Here is a 25,877-nt window from a genome sequence, read left to right as displayed (position 1 = left end):
TTATGGTTTATGGTGTTACTAATGTAGAAAATAAATAATACAATTTCATCCCCTTTCACTTCACCTTTACTTTGATGCATTTCATTACCTAATTTTAGCATTCAACATTTTTTTTGACACTTTCTGAGGATACACTGATCTACTTTTGAAACATCAAATCATTAATCAGATCAGAATTCATGCAAAAAGTACTTCACATCATTTTGGCTTCAGCATTACTAGCAAGTTGTTCGCCAGACCAAGAAAAGGAAATTAAGAGCGCTAAGCTCGTCAAGATAACAACAATTCAATCTATTCAGAGCCCAAAGGCTATTTCATTTAATGCACAAGTCTTAGAGAAAGATGCTGTAAATCTATCTTTTAGAGTAGGCGGTCCTTTGGCAAAATTATCTGTTAGTGAAGGCGATTATGTACAAAAAGGACAAGTAATCGCTACTATAGATAAACGAGATTATGAGATTGCTGTAAGACAAGCTAAAGCACAGTTTGAACAAGTAGAAGCTGAGTTTGAGCGCATGAAAACGCTTTATGAAAAAGGAAAATTACCAGCCAATAATTACGATAAAGTAAAATCGGGTTTTGAAATGGCAAGTAGTGCTTATGAACATGCTCAAAATCAACTGAAAGATACCCAATTAAAGACTCCATTTTCGGGCTATATCACACATACAATGGCGAATAATTTCGAGACAGTGGGTCCAGGTCAACCGATTGTCGGAATTATTGATATTTCTTCTTTTGAGGTTGTCGTGAAGGCTACAACAAAACAATTAGATATAGTAAAGCAAAATGAGAAAGCACTTCTCAGTCTGAAGGATAAAAATATTTATGATAAAGAAGTTAAGCTCAAATCCATCAGTCAGAAGGCTGGGCGCGATAACTTATACGAAGTGCGATATACTTTCTTAAATGATGCCAAAGAAAATATTAGAGCAGGGATGTCGGCAGACATTAGCTTATATAATGAAGCCTCTGATGTAAGTAGTGCCATTATTCCGATCAGCGCATTATTCACCAAAAATGGTAAAAATTATGTGTGGGTTATGAAGGCTAAAGATGGCAAACTCCAAAAGAAAGAAGTGAAGCTAGGAAAGCTTTTATCAGATGGTAACGTAGAGGTGAAAGCAGGTTTGAATACTCAAGATCAGGTTGTGGCAGCAGGAGTAAATTACCTGTTTGAAGGGCAAGAGGTGAAAGCCATTAAAGAAGCATCGTCAACTAACATAGGAGGGCTACTATAATGCTAGAGAAAATATTAAATCAGAAAGCGATGATCACAGTGGTACTTATCGCTGTGCTATTCGGAGGACTGTTTGCTTATCAGAAGATTGGTAAACTTGAAGATGCTGAGATTCCTTTTAAAACAGCTTTGGTCATAACGGCTTACCCTGGAGCTTCGGCACATGAAGTAGAGTTGGAAGTAACAGACGTACTAGAGGAGGCAATCCAAAAACTTGAAAATATAGATTTTATAGAGTCGAATTCAACTCCTGGAATGTCCATGATTGAGGTGAATATCCGACAAACGGTAAAGACGGATGAGTTGCCTCAGTTATGGGATCATTTACGAAGAAAAGTAGGCGATGCACAAGGACATTTACCACAAGGAGCTTATCCGACTATTGTCAATGATGATTTTGCTGATACCTATGGGATGTTCTATGCAGTTTCTGCAGATGGTTATTCTAAAGCTGAACTAACAGATTATACTGAGTTTATTGAGAAAGAGCTACTGAGTGTTGAAGGCGTTCGACGATCGCAGATTTTTGGAAAACAAAATGAATCAATTGAAATTCGTTTTTCAACAGAAGAGCTAGCGAAATTGGGAATAAACCCTATGCTGATTGCAATGGAAATGCAGAATCAAGGAGCAATTGTAAACTCTGGTAAAATTGCTTCGGGTAAAGATGCGATCCGTTTAGGGGTAGGGAATAAACTCAATAAAATAGAAGATATTGAAAACCTTTTGATCTCCACACAAGAGGGGAGTTCATTCCGATTAGGAGAGATTGCCAAAGTTCAAAAGTCGTATTTCGAGCCTAAAAGAGAGGCAATGTACTTCAATGATCAGCAAGCTTTGGCATTGGGGCTATCAAATGAAACCGGTATCAATGTAGTTGAACTTGGCGAAAGAATTGATGAGAAACTAGCGGAAGTAAAGGCTGAATTACCTGCAGGTATCGAGATTAACACCGTTTACTCTCAACCTGAGCGTGTAGATGCTGCTGTACAGAACTTTATTTGGAACTTGATTTCGTCGGTAGGTATCGTTATCGCAGTATTGTTATTTGCGATGGGAATGCGATCTGGTTTGTTGATCTCGAGTGGTTTAGTCTTCACAATCTTGGCAACCTTGATTTGTATGTTGGCAATTGATCTTCCATTGCATCGAGTGACTCTATCTGCAATCATTCTGGCTATGGGGATGCTCGTAGATAACTCGATCGTAGTTGCCGATGGTATCTTGATGGATTTGAAGAAAGGAATTGAGCCTAAATTTGCTTTTGTAGATACAGCCAAGAAAACAGCCATTCCATTATTAGGGTCAACTTTGGTGGCTATTCTTGCCTTTATGCCATTAGCTCTTTCACCAGATATGTCGGGTGAGTTTATGAGTTCTTTGTTTTCTGTACTTGTAATTTCTCTGGCACTTAGTTGGGTATTTGCCATGGTTCAAACTCCATTTATGGCGAAATACTTTTACAAGAAGCAACAATCAAAATCAAATTCAGAAAATGACGAATTGTATAATGGTTTCATTTATAAAGCTTTCATAGAAACAATCAAATGGTCATTGAAGCATAAAAGATTATTTGTAGCCTCAAGTGTGTTGGTACTGATACTTTCATTTGGCGGTTTCAAGTTTATTAAACTCGGATTTTTTCCATCAATTGCTTACGACCAATTCTTAATTGAGTACACCTTGCCTCAAGGAAGCGATATTGATGCTGTTGAACGAGATATTCAAAAAGCACAGAAACATATCCTTACTTACGATGAAGTGACGAAAGTAACAGGTTCTGTTGGGAGACCACCTGTTCGTTATTTGCTGATGCGTCCGATGGCAATGGGTGGAAATAACTATGCAGAATTCATTGTAGAAACAACAGACAAAGAAACTGTAGCGAAGTTAATTCCTGAATTGGAAGCTTACTTTGAAAAAGAATTTCCAGAATCATTTGTGAGAATACTTCAGTACGGAGCTGTATTTACTGACTTTGAAACAGAAATGGAATTTTCAGGTCCTGACCCTGCAGTGTTGAAAGACTTGGCAGAACAGGCAAAAGAAATACTTCGAAAAGAAGAATTAGCCGTATCAATTACAGATAACTGGTTGAATGAATCGAAAGTATTAAAGCCAATTTATGATGTAGAGAAAGCTCAAAAAGTTGGTCTGACCAGAAATGATATGGCAAATTCTATTTTGGTAGTGACCAATGGAATGCCTATAGGAGCTATTTATGAAGGTAAAGATCAGGTTCCTGTCGTTCTTCGAACAAATACGCCACTCGCATCAGATTTAGAGAATATCGGTAACATTCCTGTTTGGGGGCAAAGAAGTCAGGCAAGTACGCCACTGGCACATATTATTGATACCTTGAAGTTGGATTGGGAAAATGAAGCTGTTTATAGGTACAATGGAAAACGAGCGCTCAAAGTACAATGTGATGTAAAAGATGGGCATACACCAGAAGAACTCTTTGCGAGTATCAAAGATGATATAGAGGCAATTCCTTTACCCGATGGTTATTCATTACGTTGGGATGGTACAGTAGCAAATGCCATGAAAGCGAATAAAGCGTTAGCCACTTATTTACCACTTGCCTTAGGATTGATGCTAGTAATCATCATTGGTCTTTTCAATAACCTGAAGCAGCCCGTGATTATCTTCTTGATTTTCCCCTATGCTTTTATTGGAGTTGTTTTGGGCTTTATCACTACAGGAGCTACTTATGACTTTATGGGAATTATCGGTACGCTAGGTCTTATCGGTATGATGATCAAAAATGCAGTAGTACTGTTAGATGAAATCAATTTGGGAATTGATGAAGGGAAAACACAATTACAAGCTACAATTGACGCTTCCGTATCGCGTATGCGTCCTGTAATGATGGCTTCATTGACTACCATTTTGGGGATGGCTCCACTTTTAGCAGATGCCATGTTTAAGTCCATGTCAATCACGATCATGTTTGGTCTATTCGTCGGGACACTCATCATCTTGATTCTTGTACCTGTGTTCTATGCACAGTTCTACAAAGTTGACATTAGCCCATTGAAAGCTTCTAAAAAAGAAAAAGAAATTAGCCATGTATAACCAAGTGATCAAATATGTTGCAGGTGCAGTACTTTTCTTGTCTGCACTTGCTACTCAAGCCCAAAATAACTTGACGCTTGAGGAATGCAGAGCACAGGCAATAGCTTACAACAAAGATTTGAAAGCTGCAGCTATTAACATTGAGAAAGCGGAAGCACAAATGAAACTGGCAAAGAAAGCTCATTTACCAAATATCGATGCTTCAGCTTCTGGGTCTTATATTCCTAATTTGAATGCTGAATTAGATATTCCGGGGTATTTATTACCTCCAGACATGGGAGTGCCAGCAGATGGATTTGTAACGATGACACAAGAATCATTCACACTTGCAACCGCTGATATTACAATGACTCTCCCAGTTTATACAGGAGGGAAAATCAAGTCAATAAATAAGCAAGCTAAAATAGGAGAGGAAGTCAGCAAGGAACAGTATCAGCTGACTTATGCAGATGTAATCGAGAAAACAGACCAAGCCTATTGGAATCTTACCGCAGCTCACGAAGGCGTAAAGGTGGCGAAAAGTTATCTGACTACCCTGACTGCATTTGAAGAACAAATGAATGATATATATGAAGTAGGATTACTTCCAGCAAGTGAAAAACTTAAAGTAAGTGTACAGAAAAATCAGGCTGAGTTAGAACTGTTAAGGGCTGAGAATGGTGTAAAAGTAGCAACAGTTTACTTAAATCAATTGATTGGTTTTGAGTTGGAGGCTCCAACCTTGCCAACAGAAGAATTGGAAGAATCTGTCATATTTGATACCTCAGAAGGTACCCAAATAGGCATAAGTAACCGTAAAGAATTAGCTATTCTTCAAAAAAATATAGAAGTCAAAAACTTGGATACGAAAATTGTTCAAGCAGATTATAAACCCCAAGTTGGCGTGCAAGCAGGATATATGTATTTGTATGCCTCTGATATTGGAGAAGATTTAGCACCTGTAGTGATGTTAGCGGGAAAAGTGAGTATTCCTGTATTTCATTGGGGAGAAAAGAAAGAAAAACTAAAAATAGCAAGGCATGAAACTCGTTTGGCGGAGAATGATTATAGCAAAGCAAAAGATTTGATCAGCTTAGAAATCACTCAAAAGTCATTGGAAGTAGATGAAGCCTACAAGGCTGTTCAAATAGCGAAAAGATCAGTTGCTCAAGCAGAAGAAAGCTTAGAAGAAACTAAATATAGTTTTGAGGCTCAGTTAAATACTACTTCAGATTTGCTTTCAGCACAGACAGAATTGCAAAATGCTCAATTCCAACTGATAGCAGCTTTGGTGGCTTATGAAGTAAAGAAAACAGCATGGAAGAAAGCTACAGGACAACTGACGTTGTAGCAGTTATTTAACCAATCAATCAAAATTGGAGAAGTGAAAAAGAAAAGCAGAAAGATTTGACCTGCGTTTCATCCCTTACCTAACATTGGTCGGTCCTTTTGTGGCTCTTTTCACCTCCTTTTTGATTTATTATTCTGACGGATGATTTGATTGTTACTAAAGTAACAAACTATTTCAGCAAGTGTGTAGCTCTATTTTTAGAGCTACATTTGTTTTCAAATAAAAGATACCCCCTATGTTAAGAGTTGAAGATTTTGGTTATAAGGAGCTGTATTCATTGAAAGAAATAGGAAAACGCTTTTTACTTTCTACATTTTGGACAGGAGTTTCATTTTATGCGATTAAGTCTATTTCAGGCTTGAATCCACCAATTTCAGAACAAGTATATTTCTTGAGTAATATACTCTGCTTGTTTCTAGTACTGAATGAATCGGTTATTCTCATTGAGTTTATCTTCGAATCTTATTTTCCTATCTCGGTAGAGAACGTTTTCAAAAGAATGAGATGGCAGGGTGGAGTGAATACCATTGTTTTTCTTCTCATTTTTTCAGCGATGTATCATATCGTTGATAAACCCGAAAACCTTGACTTTTTTAAGGAAGTAATTCTATTCTTAGGAATTGGTTTATGGGCTATGATGTTGCAAGTTTCCATTACCCTTTTTGCTCGATTATTGAACAAATGGAAAAAGCTGAATAATGAAGTAGAAAGCCTGAAAGTTGAGAAAATGGAAATGAGTATTAAAGCTTTACAAGATCAAATCAATCCTCATTTTCTTTTTAATAACCTTAGTATTTTGAAGTCTTTCGTAATGCTAGATGAAAAAGAGAAAGCACTCAACTTTGTACAAGACTTCTCAGATATTTACAGATATGTTTTAAAACACAGTAATGTGGTAACCGTAACGCTTGAAGAAGAGCTGAAATTTATAAATCATTATATCTCATTACATCAAGAAAGGTTAGAAGAAGGGCTTGAAGTCTCTTTTGATATTAAAGAAGAGGACCTTTGGAAGACGATCCCTCCAATGACTTTACAGTTACTTGTCGAAAATGCAATCAAGCACAATATAGCCGATGCTAAACAAGTTCTTCACATCTTTATCACTTCCGACAACGACCAACTCACGGTCTCAAATAATATTCAACTCAAGCAATCGACATACTCAACTCAGTTAGGGTTAGTAAATTTAAAAAGACGTTTCGAGATTCTTTCTGGACGTTCTATAACCATAGAACAAACTAATGGGCAATTTATAGTAGCTGTTCCTTTGTTAGATGAGTAGTTTTGATTTTAATTTATCAATAATTACCAACTGCACATTTTATGAAATATTGTATCATTGAAGATGAGAAGCATAGTAGGCTAATGCTTGAAGCTTTGATTAAGAAAGTTCGCCCAACGTGGGTATGCACGAATTTCTTTGATCGGGTGTCAACTGCAGTAGAATGGTACAAAGAAAACCCTCAACCAGACCTATTTTTTGTAGATGTTCAGTTAAAAGATGGAGTAAGCTTTAGTATTTTTGAGCAGGTTAAGTCTGAAGCTCCAATTATTTTTACGACTGCTTATGACGAGTTTGCAATAAGAGCTTTTGAAGTCAAAAGTGTTGATTATTTATTGAAACCCATCGATGAAAATAAGCTTGTTCTAGCCATTTCAAAGTTTGAAGAATATCATTCTGAAACAGAGCGTAAACAAACAGACTTTGATGAGTTATTAGCTTTAGTCAAGTCTGGGAAACAGGAATACCGTAAGCGATTTATGGTTTCTAATGTAGATTCTTATTTCAAAATAGATGTTGGAGATATTGCATTCTTTAAAAGTGAAAATGGATTAACTAAGGCTATTCTTTTCAATGGAGAAGAGCATCATCTAGATTTAACCTTAGAAAAATTAGAATATCAATTAGACCCGATTCAGTTCTTTAGAGCAAACAGACACCTAATTCTACACATAGATGCCGTAGTGAAGTTTGAGAATTATTTTGGAGGAAAACTCTCAGTGTTTACTAAACCTTCCCAAAAAGAAGATGCAATCATTAGTAGGTTAAAAGCTTCAGCCTTTAAAAAGTGGTTTGACCAGTAGTGTTTTAAAGCTGTAATATCTACTTCTAGTTTCTTCAAAACAGAATGTTTTTAAGGACCTAGTGCTGAAAATTGGAAATAGGATAATTCATATATATAATTTGTCTTTGGGTTGATATTGAAGTCTGATCAGTAAGAATTCAAAAAAGCATCTATCTTTGTGTTTAGGTCGTATCACATTAAAACATTTGAACTATAATGGAAAATAACGCAAAGCAGTTCTTATTTGAATATTTGAATAATGCTTCTCCAACAGGTTTTGAAGCTGAAGGACAAAAAATCTGGTTGGAATACCTGAAACCATATATTGACGAGCATTTTGTAGATACTTACGGCACTGCAGTTGGAGTCATTAATCCGGGTAAAGACTATAAAGTAGCTATTGAAGCACATGCTGATGAAATCTCATGGTTTGTAAACTATATTTCTCCTGAAGGATATATTTATGTGATCCGTAATGGCGGTTCTGACCATCAGATTGCACCTTCAAAGCGTGTAAATATTCATACTGAAAACGGAATTGTAGAAGGTATTTTCGGGTGGCCAGCAATTCACGTTAGAAGAGGAGAGGAGAAAGAAAAAAGCCCAACCTTAGATAATATCTTTATTGATATCGGAGCTTCATCTAAAGAAGAAGTTGAGGAAATGGGTGTACACGTAGGCTGTGTGATTACCTATGAAGACGAATTAAGAGAGCTTAATGGGAAATATATTTCTGGAAGAGCTTTAGATAACCGAATTGGTGGTTTTATGATCGCTGAGGTAGCAAGAAGACTGAAGGAAAACAATATTGAACTTCCATTTACGCTTTATATAGTAAACGCAGTCCAAGAAGAAATTGGGTTGAGAGGAGCACAGATGATTGCTGAGCGTTTACAACCAGATGTAGCTATTATTACTGATGTAACGCACGATACAACATCTCCAATGTACAATAAGCAAAAACAAGGAGATGTGAAATCTGGAAATGGTCCTTCAGTAACTTATGGACCTGCTGTTCAGAATAACTTATTGAAAATGGTTATCGATACGGCTAAAGCTAATGAAATTCCATTCCAACGTGAGGCTGCATCTTCACAGACTGGGACAGATACTGATGCTTTTGCTTATTCAGGAAGTGGTGTTGCATCTGCTTTGGTTTCATTGCCGCTTAAATATATGCACACTACGGTTGAAACAGTTCATAAAGATGATATTGAGAACTGTATCAAATTAATGTTTGAATTCTTGAAGCAATTGGAGTTAGGGCATGACTTTAGATATATTAAGTAATTGAAGACTTAATTGGTTTAAACTGCGGTAGATAAGCAATCTTCCGCAGTTTTTTTATGTTTAATAAGAAATGAGTTCCCACTTATTAGACATTTTTTGTGTTTTAATTGTTTGATTATCTAAGTGGTATTTATATCTTTGCACGTTCATTTGGAGAAGTCTTATTTTAGCTTCTTATTTGAATAATATGTTTAATCAAAAGCTCTTTTCAGATAGCACTAAGAAAAGAGTGTATTTAAAGTGCTATACTTTAATAATGGAAAACGAATTCAACTGGGACGAGTTTGAAGTAGCAGGCTTTGGTCAAGGCTACTCTAAAGACGAAAAAGAGCAGCTGCTTGCTATGTACGAAGGTACATTAGGTGAGATCAACGAGAACGAAGTGGTAAAAGGTACTATCGTATCTATCACTGATCGTGACGTAGTATTGAACGTTGGCTACAAAGCTGATGGTTTGGTACCATTGAACGAATTCCGTGACCTTACTGACATGAAAGTTGGCGACGAAGTTGAGGTTTTTGTAGAATCTCAAGAAGACGTTAACGGACAACTTGTACTTTCTCGTAAGAAAGCGAAAATTGTTAAGGCTTGGGAAGAAATTCAAGGAGCTCTTGACAATGACAAAGTAATCGAGGGTGTAGTTAAGAGAAGAACTAAAGGTGGATTGATCGTTGATATCTTCGGTATCGAGTCATTCTTGCCAGGTTCTCAAATTGACGTTAAGCCTATCCGTGACTTTGACGTTTTCGTAGGTAAGCAAATGGAGTTGAAAGTTGTGAAAATCAACTACGCTAACGATAACGTAGTAGTTTCTCACAAAGTATTGATCGAGAAAGATCTTGAGAAGCAAAAAGCTGAGATCTTGAACAACCTTGAAAGAGGTCAAGTACTTGAAGGTGTTATCAAGAACATGACTAACTTTGGTGTGTTTATCGATCTTGGTGGTGTTGACGGTCTATTGCACATCACTGATATCTCTTGGGGACGTATCAACCACCCAGAAGAGGTGTTGAACCTAGATCAAAAAGTGAACGTAGTAGTTCTTGACTTTGACGACGATAAGAGAAGAATTTCATTGGGTATGAAGCAATTGACTCCTCACCCATGGGAATCTCTTGACGAAACTATCGACGTAGGTTCTAAAGTGAAAGGTAAGATCGTAAACGTAGCTGACTACGGTGCGTTCTTGGAAATCAAGCCAGGTGTAGAAGGCTTGATCCACGTTTCTGAAATGTCTTGGTCACAACACTTGAGAAATCCTCAAGACTTCATCAAAGTTGGTGATGAGCTAGAAGCGGTTGTATTGACTATCGACAGAGAGGAGCGTAAAATGTCTTTGGGTATCAAGCAATTGACTGAAGATCCTTGGACAAAAGCTGACTTGGCATCAAAATATGCTGTAGGTACTAAACATAACGGAGTTGTAAGAAACTTGACTAACTTCGGTTTGTTCATCGAGCTTGAAGAAGGTATCGATGGTTTGGTACACGTTTCTGACTTGTCGTGGACTAAGAAGGTGAAACACCCATCTGAATTCACTAAAGTTGGAGAGAGCCTAGAAGTTGTTGTTTTGGAAATCGATCCAGAACAAAGACGTTTAGCTCTTGGTCACAAGCAACTTGAAGAAAACCCATGGGAGCACTTCGAAACTGTATTCGAAGTAGGTTCTGTGCACAAAGGTACTATCTTGAACAAAACTGACAAAGGTGCAGTTGTTGAGCTTCAGTATGGTATCGAAGGTTTCTGCTTGGGCAAAAGCTTGAAGAAAGAAGACGGTGCAACTCCAGAAGCAGGTGAAACTCTTGAGTTCAAAGTAGCTGAGTTCTCGAAAGAGGATAAGAAAATCATCCTTTCTCACACAGGTACTTACAAAGAAGAGAAGAAAGCTGCCGCTGCTCCTAAGAAAAAAGCTGCTGCTCCTAAGAAAGACGCGAAAGCGGACGAAGGAAAAGCAACTCTAGGAGATCTAGATGCACTTGCTAAACTTAAAGAAAACATGGACAAGAAGTAATTCTTGACCGTGCTTTGAAACGAATCAAAAAGTAAATTTTCGATTCGGACTTAGATTGATCACTGGCTTCGGAGGGGACTCCGAAGCCTTTTTTTGTCTTCAAATTTTTGTAAAGAAAAAGTCTAAGACTGAATCATCAATCCTAGACTTTCATATTTTGAGTGACTTAAAATAAAAACTACTTTGCTAAAACGGCTGATACCTCTAAAGGTCTATCCGTTGCAATAATATCTGCACCGTTTTGTACATAGTTTAAATATACAGAGTCATTTCCTTTAGCTACCGCACTTTTATCTAAGTTACCCAATGTACCTAAAATCGTTTTAACTCCTAGTTCTTTTAATTTTGCGTAATGTGACTTCTGAGGTTCTCTTGTACCTACAAAAGCGAGTACATTCTTTGCTGGAATTCCTGATTTATTGAATTGTTTGATTGCTCCATCATCTCCTAATGATATTGAAATCATTGCTTTATCATTTAGTTTGTATACTTTTTCAGCATCTTGCATTCGATAAGTAATGATTGCAGCATAAGATTCTGCATTATGTTTTTCTACCGCATCTAGTACTTTTTCAAAAGGAACACCTCTTTTTACATCTAGGGTAAATAACACTTTTCCTTTTCCCCAAGCTAAAACTTCATCTAAAGTTGGAATTTTGTATGATGTAACTTTACCGTCATTATCAACCAGCGAAAGTTTTTGTAACTCTTGATAAGTAGCCTTTTTTACAGCTCCTTTACCATTAGTTGTTCTTTCTAAAGTGTTGTCATGCATCATAACCAAAACACTATCTTTTGTCATAGAAATATCTGTTTCTATTACAACTGGAGAGAACTGATTTACATGATCAAAAGTCTCAATCGCATTTTCTGGATATCCGGAGTAAGGACCTCCTCTGTGTGCACTAATTAAAGGTTTGGGGTTTTTAAGCCATTCTGTAAATGTTATAGAAGTATCGTTGATTGATGAATTTCCATCTTGTTTGGTAGTTTTATCTGTTGTTGTTTTACAAGAAAAAACTAAGAAGCTCATTGCTAGAGCTAAAAATACATTTGATCGCTTCATTGCTAGATGAATTACTTTTTGGTGATTCTCAAAATTAAACTGAGGCTTTTAAGTAAGAAGTACATACTTGTTAATTTTTTATATTCGGAGGGTATTTTTAGAAAAGATAACTTTCTAAACTAAAAAGGCTATTGTTATGAAGAACACATAACAATAGCCTCTATTTATATTGGTTTGAATAATTTCTATTAAAAAAGAAGATTACTTTTTATGGATAATTACATCTTCAATAATGACTTCTTCAATAGGCCAATTATCATCACTAACTTTTTCTTTAGAGATCTTTTCTATAACATCTAGTCCTTCAACTACTTCACCAAAAACAGTATGTTGACCATCTAGGTGAGGAGTACCTCCTAAAGTTGTATATGTTTTGCGGTCTTTCTGAGGGACTCTTATATTTTCCTCTTTTTCCATATGCTTTAGCATTTCCTCATTATAAACTACACCTTGTACAAAGTAGAAGTCATAAGGAGAAGTGCGCATACTAGGATTGTCTTCGTAATCTCTTGCAGCTGCTAAAGCGCCTCGTTTATGAATGTGTTTATCTCTATTGATCTCATGAGGGATTGTGTATCCACCAATTTTTCTTTTCTTTCCTTTATAAGAGAAATCATCGGTGTCTCCGCCTTGTACCACAAAATCTTTGATAACTCTATAGAACTGTGTGCCTTTAAAATATCTTTCTGATAACATTAAGAAATTAGCCCGATGTAAAGGGGTGTCTTCATAAAGCTCGATTTTAATATCACCTAGACGAGTTTTTAAGGTTACATATTTTGCTTTGTTGAACTTACCGTATTCAGTTAATACTATTTCAACATTTTCATCAGATATCTTTTCAAACTTAAATTCCTTCTTTACAACCTTTGGTTTTGAGACTGTTTTGGTTTCTACAGTCTTTTTTTCACTTGTTGTATTACAAGAAGTAATAATGCTTACAGCCAATAATGGATATAGAAAAGCCTTTTTTATCATACTCTGTCATGGTTTAGTTATAAAACTGCTGTAAAGTTAATAGTTTATATGTTTAAAACATATCGCTCAGATTTTCAATATGATATATAATGAATGTTATCCTTTATGTAATTTTAGGTTAATACAGTTAATTTTAAGTTAAAAAAGAAAATCCCTCCGTTCATGTAAGGTTTACTTGATGGATATCAAGTTGTCATATTACTCCCATACTTTTGCTAGCGAATTAAGAATTGCTTTAAACACAGTTTAAATATTATTATTTCTTTTTTGCTTGTATATCAAAATGTTTAGAAAACTAATTATCACCTCGTTATTGATGGTCTTTACAGGACTGTCTGCATTTGCACAAAAAGCAACCCTAAGTGGAGCTGTTAAAGATGCTTCAACACAAGAAGAGATCATCGGAGCAAATGTTGTGATCAAAGAACTTGGTACTGGTAGAGCAACAGATATTTTTGGTAACTATACTATTGATCTAGACGCTGGTACTTATACTGTTTCAGTTTCATATATTGGATATAAAAGTCTTGAGAAAAGTGTTACAATCACTGCTGGACAAGCTCAAACTTTAAACTTCGATATTGATGCAGATGCCGAGCAACTAGATGAAGTAGTTGTACAAGGTAAAGCAAATAGGGAAAGTTCTGAAGCATTGATGGTACAACGTCAGAATGCAGACGTTATGATTCAAAGTATTGGAGCTGAAGAAATGTCAGTGAAAGGTATCTCAAACGTAGAAGGAGCCTTAACTAAAGTAACTGGTATTTCGAAAGTAGGATCTAAAGGCGTATTTGTTCGTGGTCTTGGAGATCGTTACAATAACGTATTCTTGAACGGACTTCCTGTTCCTTCAACAAACCCTGATAAAAAAGTTGCTGACTTATCAATGTTCCCTTCAGTAATCGTTAGAAACTTGAATATTTCTAAAACATTTTCTCCAGAACTTTATGGAGACTTCTCTGGAGCAACAGCGAACATAGAAACAAAAGATTACGCTGAAGATCCATTCTTCAATATTAGTATTGGTAGTGGGTATAATTCGTTAGCTACTTTTAATGATTTCTACTTGAATTCTGACGGAGATATGGAATTCTTAGGAGTGTCAGGCAACGGAAGAACGATGCCAGAAGGAATGTTAGATAGAAGCCAGTCTTTCTATGAGCAGGATGCATTGGACTTATTTTCAACAAACTTAGCACCAACCCAAGGGACAGCATTGCCACAAGTAAACTTGAAAATTTCTGGTGGAACATCTTATGATGTTGGAGAAGAAGGAGTTGTAGGTTTTGTAGCAGGAGCTAACTTTGGAAATGACTATTCTTACAGAGAAGGCGATTTTAAGACTATATATAACCCACAAGGTTTTTACAGACAAAGTAATTACGATCTAAAGAGATGGGCTTACAATACAAATAGTTCTGCTTTTGCTAACTTCTATTACGAGATAAACAGAAATAATATACTTCGTTTCAATAACATGATGTTCAATGAAACATCTAATGAATATGAAGAACTTTATGGTAAGTACTATGATGGAGAAGGTAAAGTATTAAACATCAGAAATACTTATAAGCAAAATACAGTTACTGTAAATCAGTTGTTAGGTGAGCATAAATTCAATGAAGAAAGAATTGTGTTGGATTGGGGTGTTGCTTACAATACTGCAGTAGGTTCTGAGCCAGATCGTAAACAATTGTTCTTCGAAGATATCACTGAGATTGCTGGGCAGCCAGACTTTTCAAATATTCGTCTGAACGTTGGAGATAAGCCTGATTTTAACAACAGATTCTGGTCAGAATCAAATGAAGTAGAATATGCTGCTAATTTTGGTACAAAAATAGGCATAGGCCAAAGATTAACTGAAACAGATGACTTCCAATACAATGTAAGACTTGGTTACCAAGGTCGTTTCAAAAATAGAGACTTTAATTATTACCAAGTATTCTACAACAGAGACATTAGTGGTGGACGTAATCAGTATGTAGATCTTTCTAACCTAGATCAAGACCTGAATGGAATGCTAGAATCGGGAGAACTTTATATCTCTTCTTTGAATAGATATGACACTGAATTTGAAGCGAATCAAAATATCAACTCTTACTTTGCTTCAGTTGATGCTGACATTCTTCCAAGTAAATTGAAAGTAAACGTAGGCGTTAGAATGGAGTCTGAATCTCGTGAAATTTTCTACTACGAGTTTCAAACAAGTGATCCTAATGCTCCATTGTTAAGCTCAGAATATGACAAGAATGTAGTTTTACCTTCATTGAACTTGAAATACTCGTTAAACGAAAGATCAAATCTTCGTGTAGCAGCAAGTAAAACAGTAACTAGACCTGGTTTCAGAGAGGTACTTCCATTCCAATACCAAGAAGCAGTTGGTGGAGCTACAATTTTAGGTAATGAAGAGTTACAAAACTCATTCTCTCAAAATCTAGATTTGAAATACGAAATTTTCCCAAATAGTGGAGAGATTATTTCAGTAGGAGCTTTTGGTAAGATCTTAGAGAATCCTATTGCAATGGTTGCTCTTCCTGCAGATGGAAACTTGTTTACTTATAATAACTTGACTGAAGCACAAGTAGTAGGTTTAGAATTTGAGTTTACGAAACAACTTGCCTCACTTATTCCTATTGATAGCAAGCTTTTAGATAATACTTCAGTTGGTTTGAATGGTACTTATTTGTACTCATACATTGATGCAACAAACATCTTAGATCAGACAACTTTGACAAATGTTGAAAACCAACTTCAAGGGGCTTCTCCATATTTGATCAATGCTGATATTAGCTATTCAGCACTTTGGAACTCAGGAGTAGAGTCAATATTCACACTAACTTATAACACTTTTGGAGATCGTATCTATTCATTGGCAACAGATGATGCTCCAGATATTTATGAGAAAGGGTACGGTACTTTAAACTTGATTTGGAAAAATAAGATCAAAGATAATTTCAGTATAAACCTTGCAGTAAGAAACATTTTGAATCCAGATATTATCACTTATCAAGACTTTGGAATCTATAATGTGAAATTTACTGACGGTTCTACAAAGACAAATTATACTTATGGTGTAGACCCAACAAAAGCTACTCGTTTAGATGATGTTGCAAATGAAATCTTTGTAGAGTCGGCTGATAAAATTGGAGAGACTAGAAAAACTGTAACTTCATACAAGAAGGGTTTAGACTTCTCAGTATCATTGTCTTATACCTTCTAATAATATTAATATTTGGGTGTGAATTGTTCATATTCAGTTTACACCCAACTAAATTAAATGCATTAATATTGCACTGTAATCATAATCTATTGTTGAGAAACAAATCAAAAATCTTTTTTTAAAAATGTTGAAATTTAACAAATTCGCGATCGTAGCTGGACTTTTTGCTTCAGTTGCTATGACTTCATGTGAAGAGGATGAAACTGTATTGTCAGGTGATGAGCAGTTTGAATTGGATGTAGTATCAGCTCTTGAAAATGTAAACTTCGCTGACGCTTCTGCTACTGGTTATGCAATGCCTTCATGGGCGAAAGGTTTCGATTGGAATGGTGTTGCTGCTGAGCAAGGCTTGACTATGGAGAGTGTAACAATGACTGTAAGTGGTGATATCACTGAGGATACTACTTGGAGTGGTGTTGTTTATCTTGAAGCTGCTACTTTTGTTAAATCTGGTGCTACTCTTACAATCGAGCCAGGTACAGTAATTATGTCAGCTAAAGGTAATGTTTACCTAATGGTTGAGACAGGTGCAATGATCGATGCAGAAGGTACTGCAGATAACATGATTGTTTTTTCAGCATTTGAAGCTGAGCCAAGTACTTGGGGTGGTCTAGTATTGAATGGTCTTGCACCTATCAATGATGGAGATGCTAGCGGTTCTAAAGGAACTGAAATCAACGCTGAAATTCCTTACGGTGGTAGCAATGCTACAGATAATTCAGGTGTTGTTTCTTACGTTCGTGTTGAATACACTGGTTTCGCTATCGATTCAGAATCAGAGCACAACGGAATCACTCTTAATGGTGTAGGTTCAGGAACTACTTTTGAAAACGTTCAAGCTTTCAAAGGTTCTGATGATGGTATCGAGTTCTTCGGTGGTACTGTGAACTTGTCAGGTGCTGTTGTTACAGGATGTGGTGATGACCAAATTGACTGGGCTAAAGGTTATATCGGAACTATCGACGGTGCTTATATCGCTACTGACGAGAGCTCTGATAAAGGTATGGAGATCGATAACAACTCTAAAAACAGAGAAGCTGCTCCTTACTCAAACGCTACAGTTAAAAACGTTACTTTAGATGGTACAGCTGCAGGAGGTCAAGGTACTGCTATCAGATTCAGAGAAGGTGCTAAAGGTACTTTCATGAACATCGTAGCTAAAGGATTCAAGAAAGGATTTGATATCCACCATAACGTAACTCTTCAGAACTTGATCAACGGAGACGTAAAACTTTCTACTATCAACTTCTCAGAGTCTGTTGCTTCACCATTCGCTTACGAATTGGACGAGACTGAGTAATTATTACTCTTCTTAAATATAAAAGGCAAGCCGCTTGGCTTGCCTTTTTCTTTTTATACAGATTTTATGATTAAGACCTGTTTCTTTCCATAGTTATTACAGAAGCATAACATACGCCTCCAATAGGAGGGTTAAACTTTTTAATCTTAACGAGTATGCTTTCTACATCCGAATGTTTTTCAAAGACAGTTTTGATGATTCGACCAGCAATATGTTCTAAAAGCTTAGATTGGATTTTCATTTCAGAACTAACGATTTGATAGAGACTTTCATAATTTACAGTCTCTGCAAGATTATCTTCGTCTGCAGCTTTTTCTAAGTTTGTCTTGACTTCGATGTCAACCCCATATTTATTCCCGATTTTTTGTTCTTCTTCGTAAAATCCATGATAGGCGAAGAATTCCATGCCCTCAAGTGCAATTTTATCCATAGTACTAATTTAGCTCGTCAAAAAAACTTTTTGAATTTTCAGTATTGTCTTCTTCTGTATTTTTAATGTCTTCCTGAATAAGATTACTCAATCGTTGATTTTGTCTTTTGAAAAAGTCTTGTTCAAGGTAAGCTACCTTCCTAGCAGATTTCATTTTCTCTAAACCATCTTGCGTAAGTTCTAGTGTAGAGCTCATCTCTGAAATCAATTTTGATGCATGATTTTCAACCAATAAATAGAAGTGTTCCATTTTCTTGATTTCATCCTGTAAAGCATCCATTTTTTTCTGATAGGTCAAATGGGCTTCTTCAAGTATCTTAGATGCTTTTTCTTTAGCACTATGAACGGTCAATTCAGCATCTTTCTCCGATTGTGAGATAATATTTACACCTTCCTTTTTAACTCTCTCAAGCTCTCTACTGCCAGCACTTTCAGCATCCTTGATGGTATCCATCAATTTATTCTCAATTTCCTCTAGCTTTCCTATTCTGTTTTCTGCTTTCTGAAGTCTATTTTCTAGATCAGCAATTTTGAGTTTTTGTCGATTAATTAAATCATCTGTTTGTTGCCTATACTGATCAACTTCATCTCGGTTATATCCTCCGAAAATACTTTTACCAAATGCTTTATTTTCCATATCGTATTGCCACTTAGCCTTCACACATTTAATATATGAACAAAGTAATGCAATAAAGACTTCAGTTCAATGCGACTCTTTCTAAATTCTTAGCTATCAAATAGCATTCTGCCAAAATAAATCAATTACATGTAAACTAAATTAAAAAATATTCGTTATAATTGTATGTACATTAAATGTTGAGTAAAATAAATATGGGTAAGGGATATTATTTAGCGATCGAACAGATTATTAGAACAGGACATTGGATAACTGATCAGGTGAGTGTGGTCTTGAAAAAGTTTGATATTACAGAGCCTCAGTTTAATGTATTAAGGATATTGAAAGGACAAAATGGTAGTCCTGTAACAGTTCAGGACATTCAAATCAAAATGGTTCAGAAGTCTAGTAATGTATCCCGAATCATAGATAAGTTATTTACTAAGTCTTTAATTACACGCGAAGAATGCCCTTCAAATAGACGAAAAGTTGATATAAGAATAACTCAAAAAGGAGAAAAACTATTAAAGGAATTAAATAAGGAAGTTGAAAACTTTCATCAACCAATGTCCAAAAATCTGACTGAAACAGAGGTTGAGACTTTAAAAGAATTGATTATAAAACTAAAAGGAAACTAATTATGAAAAAGATCATTGCTATTGGTGCGAGTAACAGTAAAAATTCTATCAATCAGAAATTAGCGACTTGGGCTGCTTCTCAAGTAGAAAATGTAGAAGTGAAAGTTTTGGATCTGAATGACTATGAAATGCCTATTTTTGGTGTAGATAAAGAAGCTGAATCAGGAGTTCCTGCGCAGGCAAAAGCATTCAAAGAAGAAATAAGTCTTTCGGATGGTATTATCATCTCTTTCGCTGAACATAATGGAAGTTATTCTGCTGCATTCAAAAATATCCTTGACTGGGTATCTAGATTGGAAGGCCCAGTTTGGCTAGCTAAACCTACTTTTCTTTTAGCAACATCTCCAGGGGCAAGAGGGGGTATGACAGTCTTAGGTTCTGCAAATACATATTTTCCTTATATGGGCGCTAAAGTTACTGGAAGCTTTTCTTTACCATCATTTCAGCAAAATTTCAATGAAACAGGGATCACAGAGACTGCTTTGAAAGCTAAATTTGAAGAAGAATTAGCTAAGTTTGAAGGAGCTTTAGTCGAAGAAAATATAGAAGGTTAAGAAAAATATATTTTATGAAACAAGGGACTTTCAGTAAAATGAAAGTTCCTTTTATTGTTTGTACTCTGTTTATTATCTCATTTGTTTGAAAGACTGTGAAATTATTCTGAAAAGCTGATTTTCTTTGTTAAAACACTTATTTTTGCTTTTGGGTACAAAATAGATAAATCTTACTCTTGCTATTGGAAAAATATATGCAGAGTTTGAATGAGGTAGAATTAGCTCTGCAATGAAAAAAGATAATATACTTGAACAGTACAAAGTCGAAGATTTTGTTGAAGATGAAAGTTTTCAATCGTATGTCCTTAAGAAAGATCAAAAGGATATCGCTTTTTGGGCTACATGGAAAGTAAAACATCCAGAAAAGAGTAAAGACATGGAGGAAGCAGAAAATTTAATTTTACTTTTAAGAGATTCATCTAACTTTTCGAAGTACCAAGCTGAGGTAGAATCTGAGTGGGATAAATTCAAGTCTAAAGCAAAAAGTAATAAAAGTTTGAATTCCCCGAAACTAGAAAATCAACCAAGAAATTTAAACGTTATACATAGGAGGAATTCAAAACTGAATTGGGCTGAAATCCTCAAAATAGGATTTATAATTGCCTGTGCAATAGCTGTCGGGGTGTTTGTACTCAGCAAGATTTAATCTTCTTATTTATTTTTTATTCTAGCTTTAGTCTCAAATTTTGAGACTTTTTTTGTTTATAATCAGTTCGATAGCTTGACTTCATAATTTTTTTTAGAAAAGTATGAGTACAATAATTGTCTGTTTTACTCTTTATTCCGAATTGCAGAATATCTGCTTTTTGAACTTGTAAAAAGAGGCAAAATTGACTCACGTTTTTTTGCTGGAAAGATAAAAATCAAAAAATGGAAGTTTTTTGGGGTGGATAACTACATCCTTTTTTGAAGCACTCACTTTGTTGGAAGGCGTTTTACCTGAAAATAGGATGAGGTGTTTTAGTTTTTTTCAGTTTACAAATTGCAAATTTTATGAAACGCAACTTATCAATTCTATTTAGCTTTTTAATTACCCTTTCTATGGGTTTGGGCTTTACCTCATGTTCAGAAGATGAAGATGATAAGGTAGTAAAAGAAGCGAAGATTCTTACATTTGGTTTTCAGGGTGTAACACTTGGAGAAGGAGATGTAGTTATTGAGGCTAGCGCTGTTAAAGCAACAGTTCCTTATGGTACTGATGTGACTAAATTGACTCCTGTAGTAACAGTAAGTGAAGGAGCTGTAGTGAATCCTGCCCTTGGTGAAATGGATTTTTCTTCTCCAGTAACTTTGATCGTTACAAATGGTGATGTGAAAACTACTTATTCTGTTACAGTTGATGTTGCTGCTCCAGAAGATGGTTCTATTCTTACAGTAACTGTAGAAGATGCTTTGAATAACCCTATCGTTCCTACAGCAGAAAATAAGATTGTAATCGAAATGTATGAGACTGCAGATTTGACTGCAATCGTACCAACAATTGAGTTGAGTGAAGGTGCTACTGTTTCTCCAGCTTCTGGTGAGACTGTAGATTTCTCAAATGGAGCTGTTACATTCACAGTTTCTTTTGGTGACGAAACTAAAGAATATATGGCTGAGGTATCAACTGTACCTTTCGGTTTTAATAACACTAGCTTTATTTATGAATTTACTGAGGAAACAGGTACGTTGCCAGCAATCTTTACTGCAGATGGTCAAAGAAGTGCTGCTCAAACTTCTGAGTATGTATTCTTAGTGTCTAAAGAAGATGGTGGAAATATTTATTATTTACCAGCAGCAGGTGGTGCAGGAGAGTTTGACGAGACTACTCCAACATTAAGTAAAGTAGGTGTTGAAGGTGGTGTATGGGGCTTAGCTCACGTGCGTGCAAGCGGAAATACTATTGTAGCTTCAAACATGAGCTGGGATGGTGGAGATTGGAAAATTTACAAATGGTCTGCGGTAGATGCTGATCCAGAAGTAATTCTTACTTATACTACTCCTGCAGATCCTTCAGCTCGTTTTGAGTACTTTGAGGTAGAAGGTGACGTAAACGGTGATGGTGCGATTTATGCAATGGAATTCCCTGGATGGAATTCAGTAGTAAATAACACTAAAGTATTTAAGTTTGCGATTGCAGGTGGTGTTGTTTCTCAAACTCCAGAAGTTATTGAGCTATCAGATGTTGTGAAAGCAGGTAACTATGGTGCAGCAATTCAATTGCCAGAATCAGATAACATCATCGTGAATGGTGCTGAAATGACTCCAGCAATCTATAATACAAATGGTGAGCAATTAGCAATCATCAACGGAGATGCTATTGGTAAGAGAACAGTAGGTACTTCTTACTTCTCATTCAACGGTGCTGATTACTTAGCTGTGATGCTTTGTGAAGATGGTGGAGACAAGAGACAGATGCTTCAAATCTTTGATGTAACAGGAGATCCTGTTGAAGCATTCAACGCAATTACTGCTGAAGATACAGTTAATCCAGGTGAAGGTAAATTGGTATTTGAGCACCAATTAGGTGATCAAATTGCTAATGGTAACATTGCTGGTAGTACTTCTGTAGTAGTAAAAGAAGATAAAGTATTAATTACAGCATTAGGTACTGCAAGTGGAATCGTAACTGTAGAGCTTACTCGCTAGGCTTTAGGTCGAAAACGATTTTCATTGTATAATATAGAGGGTTTGTAAAGTCTGACTTTACAAACCCTTTTTTATTTTCCATCGGACTCAATTCTAAATTTTAATCAATAGAAGAGTACAAAAAACACTTCACATACTCATTTATCAAAGAAAGAGTTGGTGGATTTTAATATTGGTCAATTTATGGAAGTAAAAAGTAGTATTCTGAAGTTTGTTTTGGCTGTGTTAGTGCTAAATATTTTTGGTTGTAACACTCTACAAAACGATCAAGCGAAAAAGATAGAAGCAGTAAGAGGAGTATGGCTTACTAATGTGGCAAGTGATGCACTTTATTCTAAACAGAAAGTGATCGATGCTGTTGAAAAATGTGATGAGTTAGGTATTAACACCATTTTTGTAGTAACACTGAACAAAGCAATGACTACATACAGAAGTGAAATTATGAAGAATTTCACAGGAGTAGAAATTGACCCTATTTTAGACCCCGAAAATACAGGACGTGATCCTTTAAAAGAACTCATTGAAGAAGCTCACAGGAAGAATATTAAAGTATTCGCTTGGTTTGAGTTTGGCTTCTCTTCATCATACAATAAAAATGGTGGTGTATTCATTGAAAAGAAACCTCATTGGGCTTCTTTAAACAATGAAGGAAAACTAGTCAATAAAAATAATTTTGACTGGATGAATGCATTAGATGTGGAAGTGCAAGATTTCTTGACTTCTTTGATTCTTGAAGTAGTTGAAAAATATGATGTAGATGGTATCCAAGGAGATGACCGTTTACCTGCAATGCCTTCGAGTGGAGGGTATAATCCAGCCGTTATTGAGCAATACAAAAAAGAGCATGCTGGGCAAGAGCCTCCAAAATATTACAAAGATTTTGAATGGGTGAATTGGAGAGCTGAGAAGCTCAATGACTATATGAGAAGACTTTATAAAGAAGTGAAAGCAAAAGATCCGAATTGTATAGTTTCTATGGCTCCTTCAGTATTTCCTTGGGCAAAAGAAGAATATCTTCAAGATTGGCCAACTTGGATAAACGAAGGTTATGTAGATTTAATTTGTCCTCAGGTTTATCGTAGAGATATTGAGAATTATAAAAGTACTTTAGCGTCTACAGTTCAATATATTCTTCCTCAACACCGTCATAAATTATTCCCTGGAATTTTAATTAAGGTGGGAGAAGAGTATCCTTCAAGTGAATTATTTACCCAAATGATAGAGGCAAACAGAGAGCTAGGCTTGAAAGGTGAAGTACACTTTTTCTATGAAGGTGTAAAGAAGTTTGAAGACGAAATCAAAGAAGCATATAAGGAAACTGCAGTATTTCCAGCTGCAATACAATAAATTTTTGAGCAGATGAAAAGACTAAAACAGATATTTAAGTATACAGCAGTAATCTCTCTAGCTTTTTCAACCTTGATCTCTTGTGAAAAAGAAGAAGAGTTATTGAGTGAGAATGAAATATTATCTTTTGTTTTTGATGACTACAAAGCTGAAGGACAAATAGATCAAGAAGAGGCTGCAATCCGATTATATGTACCTGAAGGAACAGACAAAGGAAAGTTATCTCCTACAATAGAAGTTTCTCCTAAAGCAAGTGTAGATCCTGCTTCAGGTCAAGAAAATAACTTCAAAAACCCAGCAATTTATTCAGTAAGTGCTGAGAATGGAGCATTAAACTTGTACACTGTTTATGTAGAAGAAGTTAAAAATAATATCTATTCTTTTGGTTTTCCTTCACTAGAAATACAAGGGGAAATCAAAGATGATAATACGATTTATTTCATATTGCCTTATGGTACTGATCGTTCAGAGCTTGTTCCAGAAATTAGTTATGGAGAAAATGCTGTTATCTCTCCAGAATCAGGTGTAGCACAAGATTTCTCAGAACCGGTAGTCTACACTGTGACAGCCGCAAATGGCGATGTAAATACTTATTCTGTAGTCGTGGATTGGGAAGAAGGAAGTTCAGAAAATACATTATCATCTCTTTCCATCCCTGAATTATTTGCAGATGCTGAAATTAAAAGCAATGAATTGGTAATCAGTCTTCCTCATGGGATCGATGAATCAGAATACTTTGATTTAAATCACTTAAAAGTCGAAGTGGAATATTCTGACTTGGCAACTTTGGATATTGATCCTGATGATTTTGATTTACTACAAACAAAAGAAATAAATGTTACGGCTCAAACGGGAGAGGTTCAGACTTATAAACTGTCGGTGAACATTGAAGCACAAAACCCAGATGCAGTAAGAGGAGTTTGGGTAACCAATGTGGCAAGTAATGCATTAGTATCTGAAAAAATGATTGACGAGATGGTTAATCGTGTGGATGATTTGGGTTTCAATACCATTTATGTAGTGACTTATAATAAGTTTATGACGTTGCATCCTTCTGAAGTATTAAAAAACTTCTACGCTGAAGGTCAAGCTCATTATGGTGATGATTGGAGAGGTGGTGCTTTACCAACTCAATTCTATGGTGAAACAGAAGACAATGGTTTTGATCCTCTGCAAATTGTAATTGATAAAGCCCATGCAAAAGGTTTGAAAGTTGTCGCTTGGTTTGAATATGGTTTTGCCTACAGATATGGAGCCGTAAATACAAAACCATATACAGAAGGTGGTGATTGGGTTTATAACTTTAAACCTGACTGGTTCTCGATGGATAAAGATGGAGACGTTGCACATAAAAATAGCTTCTATTGGTTCAATGGTTATAAACCAGAGGTTCAGAAGTTTATTAATGATCTGATCGTAGAGGTTGTTGAAAAGTATGATGTAGATGGTATTCAAGGAGATGACCGTCTACCAGCACAGCCAAATACAGCCGGACATGATCCTTATACCAAAGCATTATACAAGGAGGAAACAGGTCGAGATGTACCTAATGAAGAGCAGGAAAGTAACTTTACTCAATGGAGATCTGATAAGATGACAGACTATGCAGTTTCACTTCATGATGCAGTAAAGGCAGCAGATCCAAATTGTCTAGTAATGTTCTCACCTAGCGTATATACATTCTCAAAAGTGAATTATATGCAAGATTGGCCTGAATGGATAAATGCAGGAGTAGTAGATCATATTTCCCCTCAATGTTACAGATACGAAGAATATGGTCTAAGTGCTTATACATACTTAGTCGGTCAACAAATGGAGTACATGGGAACGCTCAAAAAAGAACAATTCTCTCCTGGTATTTTGATTGCAGCAGGTTCATATATTCCAACAGATAAGTATTTAGCAGATTGTATAAAATTCAATAGAAGTAAAGGGTTAGAAGGAGAAGTACATTTTTATTATGAAGCTCTAGCTTCTAAATCAAAAGTATTCCATGCACTGTATCCTAAACGTGCAAATTTCCCTTTATAAAAAATATGCAAAAGAGTTTGCGCAAGTCCAAATGAATAGCCCCTTCGGGGG

At 35.9% G+C, this 25,877-nt stretch carries 19 protein-coding genes; 15 read left to right on the top strand and 4 right to left on the bottom strand.

The window, feature by feature from the left end; translation table 11 throughout:
- Positions 1–179: 179 nt before the first annotated feature.
- From BC781_RS00925 to rpsA, 7 genes are all read left to right on the top strand, one after another.
- Entirely contained in the window at positions 180–1,241 is a 1,062-nt protein-coding gene (locus BC781_RS00925; RefSeq protein WP_109615374.1) for an efflux RND transporter periplasmic adaptor subunit, read from the top strand.
- Positions 1,241–4,318 carry an efflux RND transporter permease subunit gene (locus BC781_RS00920; RefSeq protein ID WP_109615373.1) on the top strand — a complete coding sequence of 1,026 codons (3,078 nt, stop codon included), beginning with the start codon at positions 1,241–1,243 and terminating at the stop codon, positions 4,316–4,318. The genes BC781_RS00925 and BC781_RS00920 overlap by 1 nt, the downstream gene beginning before the upstream one ends.
- A complete protein-coding gene (locus tag BC781_RS00915; protein ID WP_109615372.1) occupies positions 4,311–5,648 on the top strand; it encodes a TolC family protein in 1,338 nt (445 codons plus the stop codon). The genes BC781_RS00920 and BC781_RS00915 overlap by 8 nt, the downstream gene beginning before the upstream one ends.
- 235 nt (positions 5,649–5,883) lie before the next feature.
- Positions 5,884–6,933 (top strand): sensor histidine kinase, encoded by a 1,050-nt coding sequence (locus tag BC781_RS00910; protein WP_109615371.1) that lies wholly within the window; start codon positions 5,884–5,886, stop codon positions 6,931–6,933.
- A 41-nt stretch (positions 6,934–6,974) separates the two neighbouring features.
- The gene (locus tag BC781_RS00905) at positions 6,975–7,736 is read left to right on the top strand and encodes a LytR/AlgR family response regulator transcription factor (protein WP_109615370.1); all 762 of its coding nucleotides are present in this window, start codon (positions 6,975–6,977) and stop codon (positions 7,734–7,736) included.
- Between the two features lie 197 nt (positions 7,737–7,933).
- Complete coding sequence (locus tag BC781_RS00900) at positions 7,934–9,007, top strand: M42 family metallopeptidase (protein WP_109615369.1); 1,074 nt, start codon at positions 7,934–7,936, stop codon at positions 9,005–9,007.
- 256 nt (positions 9,008–9,263) lie between these two features.
- Complete coding sequence (gene rpsA / locus BC781_RS00895) at positions 9,264–11,018, top strand: 30S ribosomal protein S1 (RefSeq protein WP_109615368.1); 1,755 nt, start codon at positions 9,264–9,266, stop codon at positions 11,016–11,018.
- Positions 11,019–11,196: 178 nt separating this feature from the next.
- Here the strand turns inward: rpsA and BC781_RS00890 are convergent, their stop codons facing one another.
- Together BC781_RS00890 and BC781_RS00885 are read right to left on the bottom strand one after the other, a co-directional pair.
- A complete protein-coding gene (locus BC781_RS00890) occupies positions 11,197–12,084 on the bottom strand; it encodes a glycerophosphodiester phosphodiesterase family protein (protein WP_109615367.1) in 888 nt (295 codons plus the stop codon).
- Between the two features lie 201 nt (positions 12,085–12,285).
- A complete protein-coding gene (locus BC781_RS00885; protein ID WP_109615366.1) occupies positions 12,286–13,062 on the bottom strand; it encodes a peptidylprolyl isomerase in 777 nt (258 codons plus the stop codon).
- Positions 13,063–13,345: 283 nt separating this feature from the next.
- Here BC781_RS00885 and BC781_RS00880 point away from each other — a divergent pair, with 283 nt between their 5' ends.
- Together BC781_RS00880 and BC781_RS00875 are read left to right on the top strand one after the other, a co-directional pair.
- Complete coding sequence (locus BC781_RS00880) at positions 13,346–16,282, top strand: TonB-dependent receptor (RefSeq protein WP_109615365.1); 2,937 nt, start codon at positions 13,346–13,348, stop codon at positions 16,280–16,282.
- A gap of 124 nt (positions 16,283–16,406) precedes the next feature.
- The gene (locus tag BC781_RS00875; protein ID WP_109615364.1) at positions 16,407–17,582 is read left to right on the top strand and encodes a hypothetical protein; all 1,176 of its coding nucleotides are present in this window, start codon (positions 16,407–16,409) and stop codon (positions 17,580–17,582) included.
- Between the two features lie 70 nt (positions 17,583–17,652).
- Here BC781_RS00875 and folB read toward each other — a convergent pair whose 3' ends face one another.
- Together folB and BC781_RS00865 are read right to left on the bottom strand one after the other, a co-directional pair.
- Complete coding sequence (gene folB / locus BC781_RS00870) at positions 17,653–18,012, bottom strand: dihydroneopterin aldolase (RefSeq protein ID WP_109615363.1); 360 nt, start codon at positions 18,010–18,012, stop codon at positions 17,653–17,655.
- Positions 18,013–18,016: 4 nt separating this feature from the next.
- Positions 18,017–18,649: a DivIVA domain-containing protein gene (locus tag BC781_RS00865; protein ID WP_109615362.1), complete on the bottom strand. Its 633-nt coding sequence runs from the start codon at positions 18,647–18,649 to the stop codon at positions 18,017–18,019.
- A gap of 194 nt (positions 18,650–18,843) precedes the next feature.
- On the opposite strand from BC781_RS00865, the gene BC781_RS00860 reads away from it, so the two are divergent.
- From BC781_RS00860 to BC781_RS00835, 6 genes are all read left to right on the top strand, one after another.
- The gene (locus BC781_RS00860; protein ID WP_158281358.1) at positions 18,844–19,266 is read left to right on the top strand and encodes a MarR family winged helix-turn-helix transcriptional regulator; all 423 of its coding nucleotides are present in this window, start codon (positions 18,844–18,846) and stop codon (positions 19,264–19,266) included.
- Positions 19,267–19,268: 2 nt separating this feature from the next.
- Positions 19,269–19,820, top strand: a complete 552-nt coding sequence (locus BC781_RS00855; RefSeq protein WP_109615360.1) for an NADPH-dependent FMN reductase — start codon at positions 19,269–19,271, stop codon at positions 19,818–19,820.
- Between the two features lie 229 nt (positions 19,821–20,049).
- Positions 20,050–20,466 carry a hypothetical protein gene (locus tag BC781_RS00850; RefSeq protein ID WP_109615359.1) on the top strand — a complete coding sequence of 139 codons (417 nt, stop codon included), beginning with the start codon at positions 20,050–20,052 and terminating at the stop codon, positions 20,464–20,466.
- Between the two features lie 347 nt (positions 20,467–20,813).
- Positions 20,814–22,448, top strand: a complete 1,635-nt coding sequence (locus BC781_RS00845) for a DUF4623 domain-containing protein (RefSeq protein ID WP_109615358.1) — start codon at positions 20,814–20,816, stop codon at positions 22,446–22,448.
- 183 nt (positions 22,449–22,631) lie between these two features.
- Entirely contained in the window at positions 22,632–23,795 is a 1,164-nt protein-coding gene (locus BC781_RS00840; RefSeq protein WP_109616552.1) for a glycoside hydrolase family 10 protein, read from the top strand.
- A gap of 12 nt (positions 23,796–23,807) precedes the next feature.
- Positions 23,808–25,826, top strand: a complete 2,019-nt coding sequence (locus BC781_RS00835) for a family 10 glycosylhydrolase (protein ID WP_109615357.1) — start codon at positions 23,808–23,810, stop codon at positions 25,824–25,826.
- The last annotated feature ends 51 nt before the right edge of the window (positions 25,827–25,877 follow it).

The sequence above is a fragment of the Sediminitomix flava genome, assembly GCF_003149185.1.
GTDB lineage: Bacteria > Bacteroidota > Bacteroidia > Cytophagales > Flammeovirgaceae > Sediminitomix > Sediminitomix flava.
Note: the sequence above shows the minus strand (reverse complement) of the source record. Positions and strands in the feature narration are given on the sequence as shown.

Bases quoted from the DNA above. Each gene is read 5' to 3' on its own strand.
- BC781_RS00905 (WP_109615370.1), top strand. From the start codon at position 6,975: ATGAAATATTGTATCATTGAAGATGAGAAGCATAGTAGGCTAATGCTT.
- BC781_RS00860 (WP_158281358.1), top strand. From the start codon at position 18,844: ATGGGTAAGGGATATTATTTAGCGATCGAACAGATTATTAGAACAGGA.
- BC781_RS00845 (WP_109615358.1), top strand. From the start codon at position 20,814: ATGAAACGCAACTTATCAATTCTATTTAGCTTTTTAATTACCCTTTCT.
- BC781_RS00835 (WP_109615357.1), top strand. From the start codon at position 23,808: ATGAAAAGACTAAAACAGATATTTAAGTATACAGCAGTAATCTCTCTA.
- BC781_RS00910 (WP_109615371.1), top strand. From the start codon at position 5,884: ATGTTAAGAGTTGAAGATTTTGGTTATAAGGAGCTGTATTCATTGAAA.
- BC781_RS00900 (WP_109615369.1), top strand. From the start codon at position 7,934: ATGGAAAATAACGCAAAGCAGTTCTTATTTGAATATTTGAATAATGCT.
- BC781_RS00840 (WP_109616552.1), top strand. From the start codon at position 22,632: ATGGAAGTAAAAAGTAGTATTCTGAAGTTTGTTTTGGCTGTGTTAGTG.
- BC781_RS00880 (WP_109615365.1), top strand. From the start codon at position 13,346: ATGTTTAGAAAACTAATTATCACCTCGTTATTGATGGTCTTTACAGGA.
- BC781_RS00885 (WP_109615366.1), bottom strand. From the start codon at position 13,062: ATGATAAAAAAGGCTTTTCTATATCCATTATTGGCTGTAAGCATTATT.
- BC781_RS00850 (WP_109615359.1), top strand. From the start codon at position 20,050: ATGAAAAAAGATAATATACTTGAACAGTACAAAGTCGAAGATTTTGTT.
- rpsA (WP_109615368.1), top strand. From the start codon at position 9,264: ATGGAAAACGAATTCAACTGGGACGAGTTTGAAGTAGCAGGCTTTGGT.
- BC781_RS00890 (WP_109615367.1), bottom strand. From the start codon at position 12,084: ATGAAGCGATCAAATGTATTTTTAGCTCTAGCAATGAGCTTCTTAGTT.
- BC781_RS00915 (WP_109615372.1), top strand. From the start codon at position 4,311: ATGTATAACCAAGTGATCAAATATGTTGCAGGTGCAGTACTTTTCTTG.
- BC781_RS00865 (WP_109615362.1), bottom strand. From the start codon at position 18,649: ATGGAAAATAAAGCATTTGGTAAAAGTATTTTCGGAGGATATAACCGA.
- BC781_RS00855 (WP_109615360.1), top strand. From the start codon at position 19,269: ATGAAAAAGATCATTGCTATTGGTGCGAGTAACAGTAAAAATTCTATC.
- folB (WP_109615363.1), bottom strand. From the start codon at position 18,012: ATGGATAAAATTGCACTTGAGGGCATGGAATTCTTCGCCTATCATGGA.
- BC781_RS00925 (WP_109615374.1), top strand. From the start codon at position 180: ATGCAAAAAGTACTTCACATCATTTTGGCTTCAGCATTACTAGCAAGT.
- BC781_RS00875 (WP_109615364.1), top strand. From the start codon at position 16,407: ATGTTGAAATTTAACAAATTCGCGATCGTAGCTGGACTTTTTGCTTCA.
- BC781_RS00920 (WP_109615373.1), top strand. From the start codon at position 1,241: ATGCTAGAGAAAATATTAAATCAGAAAGCGATGATCACAGTGGTACTT.